A 13,676-nucleotide genomic window follows, 5' to 3' on the forward strand; every position below is an offset into this window, starting at 1 on the left:
GTCTGACCCGGTCAGACGGCTGTGCCTATTCTTCGTTCGCTGCAATCGATTCCATAAGGGCAACGAGCTGACGCTGCACCGTCTGATCCTTGATCTTGCTGTAAGCGCGCAGCAGACGCAGGCTGAAGGCGCTGTCCAGGAAGAGCAGGCTCTCGACCTCACGGGCCTTGTTGTCGCCATCGTAGAAGAAGGTCACGGGCACATCGAGCGCCGTCGCGATCTGCTGCAAGCGTGCCGCGCCGACGCGATTGACGCCCTTCTCGTACTTCTGCACCTGCTGGAAGCTCACGCCGAGCTTTTCACCGAGCTCTGCCTGCGAAATCTTCTGTTCAACCCGGCGCAGGCGAATGCGCTTGCCAAGCTCAATGTCCGGCTTGCCGGCACTGCGCTGCTTCATCTTCTTTGCCGCTGATTTGTTCATACTAGTCTTGCCGTCCTTCCATCGGAAAGCCCCCGAATAAATGGGTCAGGGGTTCACCCATATATACTGTTTTAAGTTGCCGTGGATGGATGAATTCGTCTTTAAACCACGGGTATTTGCCAGGGTTAAAAGCCTCCACCAACCAGTCAATCATATGGCGCACCCTCGGGATGCGGCCGGTGGTGGCATGGTAGGACAGCCAGATATCGTAAGACCACTTCAACTCAACCTCAAGCGGTATCATCTTTCCGCCGAGCGCGCTCGCATAGGTTGGGAATACCCCGATACCGGCGCCGTGGGCGACGGCCCAGTAGTTGGCGCTCGAGACGTTGGTGGTCATCGCGATCAGGTCCCGCTGCTCGAAGCCGGGAAAGATGCTGGCAAATGCTTCGTTCGCAGCGGCTTCATCGGCGACCTGCAGAACCAAGCGATGTTTCATCAAGTCGTCAATCGTGTTCGGAACGCCATACACGTCTAGGTCCTGTACCCAAACCCCTTGCGGGTGACGGGGCGGAGTGATTCAAGGCTTCCCAAAAGAGGAGGTCCCGATGGCTCGCTTCGACCTTTCAGACACGGAGTGGACAATCATCGCGCCGCTGTTGCCTGGAGCGGAGGGCAAGAAGAACGGCCGGCCGCGGCCGGATGACCGCAAGGTGCTCAACGGCATCTTCTTCGTCTTGCGCACTGGCACGCCGTGGCGCGATCTGCCTGAGCGCTATGGCCCTTACACAACAGCCTACAATCGCTTTAATCGATGGGCCAAGAAGGGCATCTGGCTGCAGATATTTGAGGCCTTGGCAGCGAAGTCTCCACAGTCATTGCAGTTAATCGACTCCTCGATCATCCGCGCTCACCAGCACGCCGCCGGTGGTAAAAAGGGGGCCCGGATAACGCCATCGGCCGTTCTCGTGGAGGACTGAGCACCAAGATAAACGCCATCGTCGATCAGGCCGGCATGCCGGTCCATATTGTGCTGTCGCAGGGCCAGTCCTCGGACAAGACCGTGGCGCCGCCCCTCATCGAAGCGGTCGAGCCGGGGCGCGATCTGGTCGCCGACCGCGGTTACGATGCCCGAGCCCTCATCGATCTGGTCGAAAGCCGTGGCGGGCGCGCTCACATCCCAACCTGCCGCGACCGCAAGGTTCAGCGTTCGGTCGATCCTGCTCTCTATCGACAGCGCAATCTGATCGAACGCTTCTTCAACAAGTTGAAGCATTTCCGCCGCATCGCGACCCGCTACGATAAGAGCGCTCGCAATTTCCTCTCCGCCGTCTTGCTCGCCTCAACCCGCCTCTGGATGCGGTTTGAGTCCACGACCTAGATATTTCTCGCTCGCGAAACACATCAGATGCATGCGGCCAAGCCGCACCAGCTTGACATCGAGCGCGGACGGCCGCGAGAGGTGGATGGCCACGTCGGCCTCGTGGCGCGAGACATCCGCCGAGCGCATCGCGCAATACAGGTCGACCAGCACATTCGGAAAGCTCTGCTGAAATTCGACCAGGCGCGGCGCCAGCCAGAATGTCCCAAGCCCCTCGGTGACCGCGACGCGGACCTCGCCGGACGCCGCACCGGCCAGCCCGTCGCCGGCGCGCAGCAATTCGAACGCGGCGGTCTCCATGCGCTCGACAGCGGAGACGACCAGCGCGCCTTCATCCGTCAGCCGCGCCCCGTGGACGTCGCGCGTGAACAATGTGGCGCCGATCTGCCGCTCGAAATCGTCGATCCGTCGGCGCACCGCGTTGATCGACAGCGTGAGACGTTCGGCGGCGGAACGGAAGCTGCCGGCCCGGACGACCTCGAGGAAGATCCGGGCCGCGTCCCAGTCGGTCAGGCTCGCCAGCGCCGGCTTGCCTGCTACGGCTTTCGCCGGGGCTGCCCGCCCAGACGGGCTTCGCGCAGCCGGCTTCACCGCCCGAGCGGCTGGTGCGCCCACCGCACCGGCATCACCGATCTGGTCGCCACCCGGCCCCTGGAGCGCAACCGAAGCGTCGCTGATCTCTGCCGGCACGTCCGTCGCATGAGATCCCGCTTCCTCCTGGCGTTCCTTTTGAGGAACGCCCCGTTCCGCTGCAGCGCGCATACAAGCTTTCCTCGCCTGCTAGAGTATGGCCGAGAAACTACGTGGTGGCCGGTTCGATGCCATCGGTTGGTTGAGACATTGGCGATTCATGATCCCTGCGACGTGCAGTCTCTGCAGCATGGTTTTACCAGCAGCAGAAGCTTGGCAGGAACTGCCGAGTATCACGCGGACACGCGCAGCGCGAGTCGACCGGAGCATCGACGGTTTTTGCCTCGGCCGCAATGAAATGGTAATCGAAGATGGCAAGGGGCCATGCTATCGTGGTGAACGCTGCGTGTTGTTGACTCAGCGGACTCCGATCTTCGATCATCGACTCTTGCGCGGCGATGTTGTGGAAAATCGGGGCGCCGATTGCCACAGCAGGGACGGAAGCGACGTGGAGTTCGCATACACGGCGTGGGGAGGAACGAGATGACGAATCAGGGTGCCATCCGCGGGGCGGGACTTCTCCAGCTCCATCTCGTCAGACGCTAGAACGGAACGACGCCTGTGGCCAATTCAGACGAACAAATGCTTGCCGTCCTCGCTACTCTGGAGCAGTGCCGCGCTGCGCTCACTGCTGCCGGGAATCGCGAATCGGCGCATATGGTCTCGGTTGCCATCCTCGACCTCCGCATGAAGTTGAACCGCTTGAGCGAAGACGATCTCAAGTCGCTCTGCAATGAAATGGTTCAGGCTGACAACCCCGAGAAATTGCGCGATCCGAAGCCGCAGCCAGGGCAGCGCCGGCAACCTTTGCTCAGGCTGGTCAAGTAGCACGGTGCGATGCGCGCACGGGGGGCGGTTCCAAGTCGTGATCAAGCTGTGAAGCTGGTCAGCGGTGCAAGGCTAGCCGGAGCGAATTGCTGCGGCAAGATCGGGACCGACCTTTTGTCAGGCCGATCTTCCTCAATTTGAGCGCTGAACGAAGCTCGTCAGACGATGGACCGTCTCGGCAGGGGAGATCGCCGTCGCTGCGGACGTTCGAGATGTGCGCTGGTTCTGGCCGTAACCTGCCGGCCCTGTGTTGCGTATTCCTCATAACGGCGGCATGAAGCGGAGTGCCCTGGGCACGAGGCCGCCAAGAGGGTGTATCGCGGGACCCGCATGATCCAAAACGTATCGATACCGGCTGCTTTCATTGCCGGACTGGTCAGCTTCCTGTCGCCCTGCGTCCTGCCGCTGGTTCCGCCCTATCTGGTCTATCTGACCGGCGCCACGATCGAGCATATCGAGAGCGACGAGGCGCCGGCCGCCTCGCGGCGCGCCGTCATGCTCTCGGCGGGCCTGTTCGTGCTGGGCTTCTCCACCGTCTTCGTGATGCTGGGGGCGAGCGCCTCGCTGATCGGCGGCCTGATCCGGGCCTGGTCCGAGCAATTGTCGATCCTCGCCGGCATCGTGATCATCGTGATGGGCCTTCACTTCCTGGGCCTCACCCGGATTGCGTTTCTGATGCGGGAGGGGAGGTTGCCGATCCCGAAGCCGGTCGGCCTGTGGGGGGCCTACGTGATGGGGCTTGCCTTCGCCTTCGGCTGGACCCCCTGCATCGGTCCGATCCTGGCTGCGATCCTGTCGATCGCCGCGGCCGAAGCAACGGTCGCCAAGGGCGCCGGCCTCCTGGCCATCTACTCCGCCGGGCTCGGTATTCCGTTCCTGGTCGCCGCCTTCATGATCGAGCAGTTCTCGGCGCTGTTCATGCGGATGCGTGGCCATCTGGTCAATGTCGAGCGGGCGATGGGCCTCCTGATGATCGTCACCGGCATCGGCTTTCTGACCGGCGCGGTCTCGACCTTCAGCATCTGGCTGCTCGAAACCTTCCCGGCGCTGCAGAAGTTCGGCTGAGCGGGCGCCGCTGCGGTGAGAGCATGATCCGGAAAAGTGGAAACCGGTTTTTGCGAAAAGATCATGCTCAAAGAAAGAGATTAGTCTAATCGTCGAGCGCGCAGGTGATCGTGTAGATCACGCCCGGCGGCAGGAAGTCGACCGTGGCTTCGCCGCCGAGCTGATCGCGCGCGCTGCGCTCGATCAGGCGCGAGCCGAAGCCGCGCTGGATCGGGGCCGAGACCACCGGGCCGCCGGTCTCCCGCCATGTCAGCTTCAGCCGTGCCGGCTGCTTCTTTGCCGTATCGGCGTGGTTCAAGAGCTCCCACGACAGATCGACTGCGCCGGTGTCGTTGGACAATGCGCCGTATTTGGCGGCGTTGGTCGCAATCTCGTGCACGATCATCGACAGGACGACGGCGAGGCGCGGTGACAGCGCCACTTTGGGGCCGGTGATCCGGATGCGTTCCGGGGTGTTCAGCCGGTACGGCTTGAGCACGCGTCCGATCACGTCCTCCAGCTCGGAGCCCTGCCACTTCTCCTTGCTCAGGAGGTTGTGGGCCTCGGCGAGGGCTCCCAGCCGCCCCTCGAATTTCTCGCGCTCGAAGCGGCTGGCGCTTCGGAAGGTCTGGACGGCGATGGCCTGCAGGATGGCCAGCGTGTTCTTGACGCGGTGATTGAGTTCCTCGATCAGCAGGTCATGCAGCATCTCGGCGCGGGCGATCGTCGTCGCCATCCGCACCGCGAAGGCAAGGCCGATTGCCAGCATGATGCCGCCAATCAGGCTGGTGATGGCGAGGTTGCGCCAGAGCGGCGCCACCAGCGAGGTCTCGCTGATCCCGGCGCCGATGATCCAGCCCGTCAGGGGCGAATGGGTGAAGCTCGACAGCAGCGGCAGGCCTTCCAACGACACGCTCGACAGCGTCGCCTCGTGCTCGCTGATCATGCGTTCATAGACCGACGGCGACGCCTGCTTGCCGATCGTCTCGAGCGGATTTGGCACGCGCGCGAACACCACGGCCTGGCGGTCGAGCAGCGACAATGTCCAATCGGCGCTCGGGCGCTGCTTCTCGAGGATGGTCTGGAACATCTCGATCGGCGGACTGAAAGAGATATCGTAGATCACCTCGCCGTCGCGAAACACCGGCACCTCGACCGTGACGATCAGGCTCTTCTTCACGATGCCGTAGAACAGGTCGGAATATTGCGGCTGGCGCGTTTCGAAAACGCGTTTGGTAATCTCGCGGTTGCTGCGCAAGGGGAGATTGGCAGTGTCGGTGGTTGCCGACGAAAACAGCTGGTGTCCGTCGCGGTCAGCGACCAGGATCGTGCCGTGCTTACCGTACTGCTCGAGGAAGCCCATCGCGATCGGGCGGAAGCGCTCGAAGTCGCCGGTCTTCAAGGCATCCGTCAGCGCCAGCACCTGCACGCCGCCCGTCATCCGCTGCATCTCCGCATCGAGCGTGAGGCGGATGGCGCGCACCGTCTCGAGCACGCGCTGCCGGGCATCGGTGCGGTCCTGCATGTAGTTGTGAAATACGATGCCGCCGGCGAATAGGATGAGCGGCAGCGTGGTCCCTGCGACCAGAAGAGCAAGCCGGACCGGCAGGGAAAGCTTTGGCACGGATGCCCCGTTGAGATGACGGTTCCAATGAGCGGTAGGACCGCAATCGGCGGCAGGAAGGCTGGGCCCGGAGACGATCGGCGATGACGGCCCGGTGGTCAGGCTGCATCGGCTGCATCCGCATGGCCCGGCGGCTGCAGCCGTTTGCATCATCAGCATAAGAGAGTGGCGCACCCGCGCCAAGCTCATTGCGCGGCGATCCCCGGTTCCATCAGCGGGCGCCGTGCCCGGTCTGGCTGCTACAGATTGCTCTCGGTGATGGCGGCATAGACCATGGTGCGCAGCTCGCGCCGGATCGGGTAGGCATTCGACGGCAGCACCTGGGTCATGAAGATCGTGATCAGCTCTTCCGCCGGGTCGATCCAGAACGCCGTGGAGGCGGCGCCGCCCCAGGCATATTCGCCGGGGCTGCCGGCAATCAATGTCTTCGCAGGATCCATCGTGACCGAGAAGCCCAGGCCGAAACCGATGCCGTTATAGGCGGCCTCGGCGAACATCGACCGCGACAGCGCCGGCAGGTCGACGCCGCCGGGCAGGTGGTTGGATGTCATCAGCTTCAAGGTCTTCGGTCCGAGCAGCCGCACGCCGCCGACCTCGCCGCCATTGATCAGCGCGCGGCAGAACGTCAGATAGTCGGCCGTGGTCGCGCACAGGCCGCCGCCGCCGGAGATGAAGTCGGGCGGGCTCAGGAACGAGCTGGTCGCGGGATCATCCTGCAAGGTCAGGCCGCCTTTGCGGTCGGCGGCGTGAAACGACAAGGCGCCGCCGGCGTCAGCCGAGTAGCAGGCCGCCAGCCGGTGCGCCTTCGTGGCCGGGACGTGAAAGTCGGTGTCGGTCATGCCGAGCGGATCGAAGATGCGCTCCTTGAGAAATTGCTCGAACGGCTTGTCCGCGATCTTGCCGACGAGATAGCCGATCACGTCGGTGGAAACGGAGTAGTTCCAGGCCTCGCCGGGCGAGAACTCCAGCGGGATCCGCGCCAAATCGTCGATCATCGACTGCAGCGTGCCGGCCTTTTCGACGGCGCCGATCTTCGCCTCGCGATAGGCCGCATCGACATTGGAGCGCTGTTGGAAGCCGTAGGTGAGGCCGGAGGTATGGCGCAGCAGGTCGACGATCAGCATCGGCCGCGTCGGCGGCCGGCTGATGAAGGCCGGCGCGGTGCCGGCGACGAACACGCCGAGATTCCTCCACTCCGGAATATATTTGGCGACCGGCTCGTCGAGCGCGACCTTGCCTTCCTCGACCAGCATCATGAAGGCGACCGAGGTGATCGGCTTGGTCATCGAATAGATGCGATAGATCGTGTCATCCTTGACCGGCACTTTGCGCTCGACATCGGCATAGCCGAGCGAACTCGCATGCACGATCTTGCCGCGGCGATAGACCAGGAGCTGGGTGCCGGGAAAGCGGCCAGCCTCGACATAGCGGTCCCTGAGATGGGCGTCGATGCGGTCGAGCGCGGCTTTGGACATGCCGACGGTGTCGGGCGAGGCGGGGGTGGGGGCGAGCATCGGGCGTCTCCGCTGTCGTTCGATTTTCGTGGCCCGCGCGCGTGGCGGCCTGGCGCAAGCGAGGAGTCGGGTGATAGCGGAAAATTGCCCGGTCTCCAATGGCAGCGCTTGCCGGGCTGATGTAGCGTCAGCCGCCGGGAGGACTGCCAATGACCCAATTCAATGAAGCCGAGCTTACCGACGCGGTCGTCGCAAGCTTCGACCAGACGCCCGACAGCCGCGTGAAATTCCTGCTGCAGGAACTCGTGACCTCGCTTCACGACTATGTCCGCAAGACCCATCTGACCTTCGACGAATGGGCCGCCGCGATCGAATTCCTGACCCGGACGGGACAGACCTGCACCGCCAGCCGGCAGGAGTTCATCCTGTTGTCGGATGTGCTCGGCGTGTCCATGCTGGTCGACGCGATCAATCACCGGGAGCGCGCCGGCGCGACGGAGACCACGGTGCTAGGCCCGTTTTACGTCGGCGAGCATCGGCAGATGCCGCATGGCACCGATATCTCCGCAAACCTGAAGGGCGAGAAGATGTTCGTTCAGGGGCGCGTCACCGATCTTTCCGGCGCGCCGCTCGCGGGCGCGGCTGTCGACGTGTGGCATGCCGATGATGAAGGCTTCTACGATTCACAGCGGCCGGCCTATGCTGCGGACGGCCCGTCGTCGCGGGCGCGGTTCATCACCGATGCGGACGGACGCTTCTTCTTCCGCACCATCCTGCCCTGTAGCTATCCGATTCCGACGGATGGTCCGGTCGGCCAGCTGATCCTCGCGACCAAGCGACATCCGATGCGGCCGGCCCATGTCCATTTCCTGGTGGATGCCGCGGGCTATGAGCCGCTGATCACCCATGTCTTCATCGGCGGCGATGCATATCTCGATAGTGACGTGGTCTTCGGCGTGAAGGACGAGTTGGTCGCGACGGTGAGTCAACACACCGATCCGGTGATGCCCGACGGCAAGCTGGCATCGTCTCCGTGGCACCTGATGACCTACGAATTCCGCATGAAGCCGGGCGTCGGCACCGCTCCCCAACCGATGTTGGCGAAGCCCGCAACGGCCGCAGCGGAGTAGGATAAATGAAGGCGCCCACTTTTTGTGCAACGCACAGGAAGTGGGCGAATCGCAAATTTTGCGTGCGATTGCGGTGATCCGCAGGTGCTGGTGATTTTGACTAAGCTATTGTTTTCATAGAAATTCCCGCTCATTCGATCGCTGGCACAAAGCTTGAATAGATTTCTCTGACGCCATCGATGCCGTCTGCGCAAACCCCATCCGACATCTGACGCTGCCCCTCCGAGGCATCCCTCGGAACGCGCCCCTGTGCGCGATCGATCGGCGACTGGCGGACGGGCCCTTCAACCCATCGAGCGCTTTTCAGACAAAGGACGACAGCACTCATGACGAAGACTGCCAATCCTGCTCGCCGCAACGGCCTCAGCCGTCGTCAGCTTCTCAAGGCCGGCGCCGGCACGGCTGCGCTGCTCGCCGCGGCGAAGCTGAACCTGCCTGGCGGAGCGTTTGCGCAAGGCGCAGGGCCGGAAGTCACCAGCGCCAAGCTCGGCTTCATCGCCTTGAGCGATGCCGGCCCGCTGTTCGTCGCCAAGGACAAGGGCATGTTCGCCAAATACGGCATGCCCGATGTCGACGTGCAGAAGCAGGCCTCGTGGGGGACGACGCGCGACAACCTCGTGCTGGGCTCCGAAGGCAATGGCATCGATGGCGCGCACATCCTGACGCCGATGCCTTATCTGATCTCGTCGGGCAAGGTGACGCAGAACAATCAGCCGACGCCGATGTACATCCTGGCGCGGCTCAATCTCGATGCGCAGTGCATCTCCGTCGCCAAGGAATATGCCGACCTCAAGCTCGGCCTCGACACCGCGCCGTTCAAGGCCGCTCTCGAAAAGAAGAAGGCCTCAGGCAAGGCCGTGAAGGCCGCGATGACCTTCCCGGGCGGCACGCACGATCTGTGGATCCGCTACTGGCTCGCGGCCGGGGGCATCGATCCCGACAAGGACATCGAGACCATCGTGGTGCCGCCGCCGCAGATGGTGGCCAACATGAAGGTCGGCACCATGGACTGCTTCTGCGTCGGCGAGCCCTGGAATGCGCAACTCGTCAACCAGGGCATCGGCTACACCGCGGTGACGACCGGCGAGATCTGGAACAAGCATCCCGAAAAATCCTTCGCGATGCGCTCAGCCTTCGTCGACAAATATCCGAAGGCCGCAAAGGCGCTGACCATGGCGGTCATGGAAGCCCAGCAATGGTGCGACAAGATGGAAAACAAGCAGGAGCTTGCGACCATCATGGCGAAGCGGCAGTGGATCAACTGCCCGGTCGAGGACGTCGCGGGACGCTCGGCCGGCAAGTTCGACTACGGCACCGGCAAGGTGGTCGAGAACTCGCCTCATATCATGAAGTACTGGAGCGACTTCGCCTCCTATCCGTTCCAGAGCCACGATCTCTGGTTCATCACCGAGGACATCCGCTGGGGCAAATACGAAGCGGGCTTCGACGCCAAGGCGCTGATCGCCAAGGTCAACCGCGAGGACATCTGGCGCGAGGCGGCCAAGGACATGAACGTCGCCGCCAGCGAGATCCCGACCTCCAAGTCGCGCGGCAAGGAGACGTTCTTCGACGGCAAGGTGTTCGACCCCGAAGATCCCGCCGCCTATCTGAAGTCGCTGTCGATCAAGCGCGTCGACGCCTGATCAGGACCCGCCGCGCGCGACCGGCGCGCGGCTCCTCTCATTGCACGGAGAAAGGTTTCCGATGTCCATGCCAGCGTTGACGAGCGATAGCGCGCCCAAGATCGTGCCGACGGCATCCGCGCCCACGGCCGCTTCTGCGTCCGTGGTGACGATGACGCCGAAGCAGCCGCCGAAGGCTGAGCGCTATGTGAAGATGGCCCGAGAGGCCGCCGTGCGCGTGGTGCCGCCGCTGATCGTGCTGGCGCTGTTCCTCATCGTCTGGGAGCTGTTGTGCCGCCGCGCCGGCTCGGCGCTGCCGCCGCCATCGCGCGTGTTTTCGGATACGCGCGAGCTGATCTTCGATCCGTTCTTCGACCATGGCGGCATCGACAAGGGCCTGTTCTGGCATCTCGAGGCGAGCCTCCGCCGCGTCGCGATCGGCTATGCCATCGCCGCCATCGTCGGCGTCGCGGTCGGCACGCTGATCGGCCAGTCGGTCTGGGCGATGCGCGGGCTCGATCCGATCTTCCAGGTGCTGCGCACGATCCCGCCGCTGGCCTGGCTGCCGCTGTCGCTGGCGGCGTTCCGCGATGGCCAGCCGTCGGCGATCTTCGTCATCTTCATCACCTCGGTGTGGCCGATCATCATCAACACTGCGGTCGGCATCCGCAACATTCCGCAGGACTATCGCAACGTCGCCGCGGTGGTGCAGCTCAATCCGCTTGAGTTCTTCGCCAAGATCATGATCCCCGCGGCCGCTCCCTACATTTTCACCGGCCTGCGCATCGGCATCGGCCTGTCCTGGCTCGCCATCGTCGCCGCCGAGATGCTGATCGGCGGCGTCGGCATCGGCTTCTTCATCTGGGACGCGTGGAATTCCTCGCATATCAGCGAGATCGTCCTGGCGCTGTTCTATGTCGGCATCATCGGCTTCGTGCTCGATCGCCTGATCGCGACCGTCGGCAAAGTCGTCACCCGCGGCACCGCGACGAACTGAGAGGGATTGGATCATGGCCTATCTGAAGCTCGATCACGTCGACAAAACCTTCACCCGCGGCGCCACCACGACCGAAGTGCTGAAGGACATCAACCTCACGATCGAGAAGGGCGAGTACGTCTCGATCATCGGCCATTCCGGCTGCGGCAAGTCGACGATGCTCAACATCGTCGCCGGCCTCACCACCGCGACGTCAGGCGGCGTTCTGCTGGAGGAGCGCGAGGTCAATTCGCCGGGGCCCGACCGCGCCGTGGTGTTCCAGAACCACAGCCTGCTGCCCTGGCTGACGGTCTATGAGAACGTGCGGCTCGGCGTCGACAAGGTGTTCGCCAAGACCAAGACTCGCGCCGAGCGCGATGCCTGGACCATGCACAATCTCAACCTCGTGCAGATGGCGCATGCCAAGGACAAGCGGCCCAACGAGATCTCCGGCGGCATGAAGCAGCGCGTCGGTATCGCGCGGGCGCTGGCGATGGAGCCGAAAGTGCTGCTGCTCGACGAGCCGTTCGGCGCGCTCGACGCGCTGACGCGGGCGCATCTGCAGGATTCGGTGATGGCGCTGCATCAGAAGCTCGGCAACACCATCCTGATGATCACCCACGATGTCGACGAGGCCGTGCTGCTGTCGGACCGCATCGTGATGATGACCAACGGCCCGAGCGCGCATATCGGCGAGGTGCTCGAGGTCGCGCTGCCGCGGCCGCGCAAGCGGCTCGAGCTCGCGACCAACGCGACCTATGTGAAGTGCCGACAGCGGGTGCTCGAATTCCTCTATGAGCGCCACCGCTTCGTCGAGGCCGCGTGACGCAGGAGACATTCGGAGAGTGGATCGAACCACTCTCCGCGTGAGGCGACCAACAGGCTCTCGTCCATTTCAAGGAAGGCATTGCCGATGACCCCGTCTCAGATCACGCTCGTTCAGGAGAGCTTCGCCAAGGTCGCGCCGATCTCCGATCAGGCCGCCGTGCTGTTCTACGATCGGCTGTTCGAGGTCGCGCCGCCGGTGCGCGCGATGTTTCCCGAGGATTTGACCGAGCAGCGCAAGAAGCTGATGGGCACGCTGGCGGTGGTGGTCGGCGGCCTGTCGAACCTGGACACGGTGCTGCCGGCGGCAAGCGCACTCGCCAAGCGCCACGTGAATTATGGTGCCAAGCCCGAGCACTACCCGGTGGTCGGCGCCGCGCTGCTGTGGACGCTCGAAAAGGGGCTCGGCGAGGCTTGGACCCCCGAGGTCGCCGAAGCCTGGACCGCGGCCTACGGCACGCTGTCCGGCTACATGATTTCGGAAGCCTATGGCAACGCACAGGCAGCGGAGTAGGCCCGTTGAGTGAGCCGCTCGTCATCGTCGGCAACGGCATGGCCGCTGCGAAGCTGGTCGAGGAGCTGTCGCAGACCGCCCTCGGTCGCTATGCGATCGCCGTCATCGGCGAGGAGCCGCGGCTCGCCTACAACCGCGTGCTGCTGTCGTCGGTCTTGGCCGGCGAGGCGGCATCGCACGAGATCGAGCTCAAGCCCGCGGCGTGGTGGCGCGAGCGCGGCGTGACGCTGAAATATGGCGCGCGGGTCACGCGCATCGATGTCGGCCGCCGGGAGTTGGAGGTCGAGAACGAAGAGAACATGGCGTTCTCACGCCTGGTTCTGGCCACCGGCTCGCTGCCGCTGCGGCTGCCGGTGCCCGGCGCCGATCTGGCGGGGGTGCATACGTTCCGCGACAGCCGCGACACCGACGTGCTGTTGAGCCTGGCTGCGAAGAAGTCGCGCGTGGTCGTGGTCGGCGGTGGACTGCTCGGGCTGGAGGCGGCCTATGGCCTGGCGCGTGCCGGCGCCAAGGTGACGCTGCTGCACCTGATGGATCGGCTGATGGAGCGGCAGCTCGACGCCTCGGCGGCGGCGCTGTTGAAAGTGCTGGTCGAGCGGAAAGGCATTGAGGTTCTGCTGCAGGCGAGCACGGCGGCGATCCATGGCGAGCTCCGCGTCGAGCGTGTCGAACTCGCCGACGGGCGGAGCCTGGCTGCGGATGCGGTGATCTTTGCGGCCGGCATCAGGCCCAACGTGGCGCTCGCCAAGGAGGCGGGGCTTGCGGTCAATCGCGGCATCGTCGTCGACGACGCTCTGCAGAGTTCGGTGCCCGGCATCTCCGCGCTCGGCGAATGCGCCGAGCATCGCGGCACCTGCTACGGGCTGGTCGAGCCCGCTTATGAGCAGGCGCGGGTGCTGGCGCGGCATCTCGCGGGCCGCAAGGCGGCCTATCAGGGCAGCGTGGTCGCCACCAATCTGAAGGTGTCCGGGGTCGCGGTGTTCTCGGCCGGTGACTTCGTCGGCGCCCCGGGCAGCGAGGCGATCGTGCTCAATGATGCCAGGCGCGGCATCTACAAGAAGCTCGTGATCGCCGATGGCCGCCTCACCGGTGCCGTGCTGATCGGCGACACGCAGGATGCGCTCTGGTATCGCGACCTGATCCGCAATCGCGAGCCGATTGCGTCGATCCGGACCGAGATGATGTTCGGCCGCGCGGGGGCGCGGCCAAGGGCCGCGTGAGGGGGAT

The 13,676-nt window shown here is 64.1% G+C and carries 12 protein-coding genes and 2 pseudogenes; 9 read left to right on the forward strand and 5 right to left on the reverse strand.

Annotation, left to right across the window (positions count from 1 at the left end; translation table 11 throughout):
- Positions 1-25: 25 nt before the first annotated feature.
- Together BBTA_RS13065 and BBTA_RS13070 are read right to left on the reverse strand one after the other, a co-directional pair.
- Positions 26-421 (reverse strand): helix-turn-helix domain-containing protein, encoded by a 396-nt coding sequence (locus BBTA_RS13065; protein ID WP_012042961.1) that lies wholly within the window; start codon positions 419-421, stop codon positions 26-28.
- Between the two features lies 1 nt (position 422).
- Positions 423-899 (reverse strand): annotated as a pseudogene (locus tag BBTA_RS13070) (LysR substrate-binding domain-containing protein); the annotation flags it as partial.
- Between the two features lie 70 nt (positions 900-969).
- On the opposite strand from BBTA_RS13070, the gene BBTA_RS38850 reads away from it, so the two are divergent.
- Positions 970-1,742, forward strand: a protein-coding gene (locus BBTA_RS38850; RefSeq protein WP_148221378.1) for an IS5 family transposase whose coding sequence is annotated in 2 segments (ribosomal slippage) — positions 970-1,303 and positions 1,303-1,742 — 774 coding nt in all. Because the reading frame shifts where the segments join, the coding sequence is not laid out codon by codon here.
- Here BBTA_RS38850 and BBTA_RS13085 read toward each other — a convergent pair.
- Positions 1,740-2,504: pseudogene (locus BBTA_RS13085) on the reverse strand (LysR family transcriptional regulator); the annotation flags it as partial. The gene BBTA_RS38850 and the pseudogene BBTA_RS13085 sit on opposite strands and share 3 nt — an antisense overlap.
- Before the next feature lie 489 nt (positions 2,505-2,993).
- Between BBTA_RS13085 and BBTA_RS13090 the strand changes: the two are divergent.
- Together BBTA_RS13090 and BBTA_RS13095 are read left to right on the forward strand one after the other, a co-directional pair.
- The gene (locus BBTA_RS13090) at positions 2,994-3,260 is read left to right on the forward strand and encodes a hypothetical protein (protein WP_244424416.1); all 267 of its coding nucleotides are present in this window, start codon (positions 2,994-2,996) and stop codon (positions 3,258-3,260) included.
- Positions 3,261-3,590: 330 nt separating this feature from the next.
- Positions 3,591-4,325: a cytochrome c biogenesis CcdA family protein gene (locus BBTA_RS13095; RefSeq protein ID WP_012042964.1), complete on the forward strand. Its 735-nt coding sequence runs from the start codon at positions 3,591-3,593 to the stop codon at positions 4,323-4,325.
- 85 nt (positions 4,326-4,410) lie between these two features.
- On the opposite strand, the gene BBTA_RS13100 is transcribed toward BBTA_RS13095, so the two are convergent.
- Both BBTA_RS13100 and BBTA_RS13105 read right to left on the reverse strand, forming a co-directional pair.
- On the reverse strand, positions 4,411-5,928 hold the full coding sequence (locus BBTA_RS13100) for a sensor histidine kinase (RefSeq protein ID WP_012042965.1): 1,518 nt from the start codon (positions 5,926-5,928) through the stop codon (positions 4,411-4,413).
- 239 nt (positions 5,929-6,167) lie between these two features.
- Positions 6,168-7,442, reverse strand: coding sequence for a serine hydrolase (locus BBTA_RS13105; protein ID WP_012042966.1), 1,275 nt, complete (start codon positions 7,440-7,442; stop codon positions 6,168-6,170).
- Between the two features lie 149 nt (positions 7,443-7,591).
- Between BBTA_RS13105 and BBTA_RS13110 the strand changes: the two genes are divergently transcribed.
- The 6 genes from BBTA_RS13110 (at position 7,592) to BBTA_RS13135 (ending at position 13,669) form a co-directional block, all read left to right on the forward strand.
- Positions 7,592-8,512 carry an intradiol ring-cleavage dioxygenase gene (locus BBTA_RS13110; protein ID WP_012042967.1) on the forward strand — a complete coding sequence of 307 codons (921 nt, stop codon included), beginning with the start codon at positions 7,592-7,594 and terminating at the stop codon, positions 8,510-8,512.
- A gap of 326 nt (positions 8,513-8,838) precedes the next feature.
- Positions 8,839-10,155: a CmpA/NrtA family ABC transporter substrate-binding protein gene (locus BBTA_RS13115; protein WP_012042968.1), complete on the forward strand. Its 1,317-nt coding sequence runs from the start codon at positions 8,839-8,841 to the stop codon at positions 10,153-10,155.
- Between the two features lie 61 nt (positions 10,156-10,216).
- A complete protein-coding gene (gene ntrB / locus BBTA_RS13120; RefSeq protein ID WP_012042969.1) occupies positions 10,217-11,131 on the forward strand; it encodes a nitrate ABC transporter permease in 915 nt (304 codons plus the stop codon).
- Positions 11,132-11,141: 10 nt separating this feature from the next.
- Positions 11,142-11,936 carry an ABC transporter ATP-binding protein gene (locus BBTA_RS13125; protein ID WP_085972607.1) on the forward strand — a complete coding sequence of 265 codons (795 nt, stop codon included), beginning with the start codon at positions 11,142-11,144 and terminating at the stop codon, positions 11,934-11,936.
- Positions 11,937-12,023: 87 nt separating this feature from the next.
- The gene (locus BBTA_RS13130; RefSeq protein WP_012042971.1) at positions 12,024-12,449 is read left to right on the forward strand and encodes a globin family protein; all 426 of its coding nucleotides are present in this window, start codon (positions 12,024-12,026) and stop codon (positions 12,447-12,449) included.
- 5 nt (positions 12,450-12,454) lie between these two features.
- Complete coding sequence (locus tag BBTA_RS13135) at positions 12,455-13,669, forward strand: NAD(P)/FAD-dependent oxidoreductase (protein WP_049795356.1); 1,215 nt, start codon at positions 12,455-12,457, stop codon at positions 13,667-13,669.
- The last annotated feature ends 7 nt before the right edge of the window (positions 13,670-13,676 follow it).

The organism is Bradyrhizobium sp. BTAi1 (assembly GCF_000015165.1).
Lineage (GTDB): Bacteria > Pseudomonadota > Alphaproteobacteria > Rhizobiales > Xanthobacteraceae > Bradyrhizobium > Bradyrhizobium denitrificans.

Coding starts and splice junctions, on each gene's coding strand:
- BBTA_RS13110 (WP_012042967.1), top strand. CDS start 7,592: ATGACCCAATTCAATGAAGCCGAGCTTACCGACGCGGTCGTCGCAAGC.
- BBTA_RS13105 (WP_012042966.1), bottom strand. CDS start 7,442: ATGCTCGCCCCCACCCCCGCCTCGCCCGACACCGTCGGCATGTCCAAA.
- BBTA_RS13130 (WP_012042971.1), top strand. CDS start 12,024: ATGACCCCGTCTCAGATCACGCTCGTTCAGGAGAGCTTCGCCAAGGTC.
- ntrB (WP_012042969.1), top strand. CDS start 10,217: ATGTCCATGCCAGCGTTGACGAGCGATAGCGCGCCCAAGATCGTGCCG.
- BBTA_RS13065 (WP_012042961.1), bottom strand. CDS start 421: ATGAACAAATCAGCGGCAAAGAAGATGAAGCAGCGCAGTGCCGGCAAG.
- BBTA_RS13115 (WP_012042968.1), top strand. CDS start 8,839: ATGACGAAGACTGCCAATCCTGCTCGCCGCAACGGCCTCAGCCGTCGT.
- BBTA_RS13095 (WP_012042964.1), top strand. CDS start 3,591: ATGATCCAAAACGTATCGATACCGGCTGCTTTCATTGCCGGACTGGTC.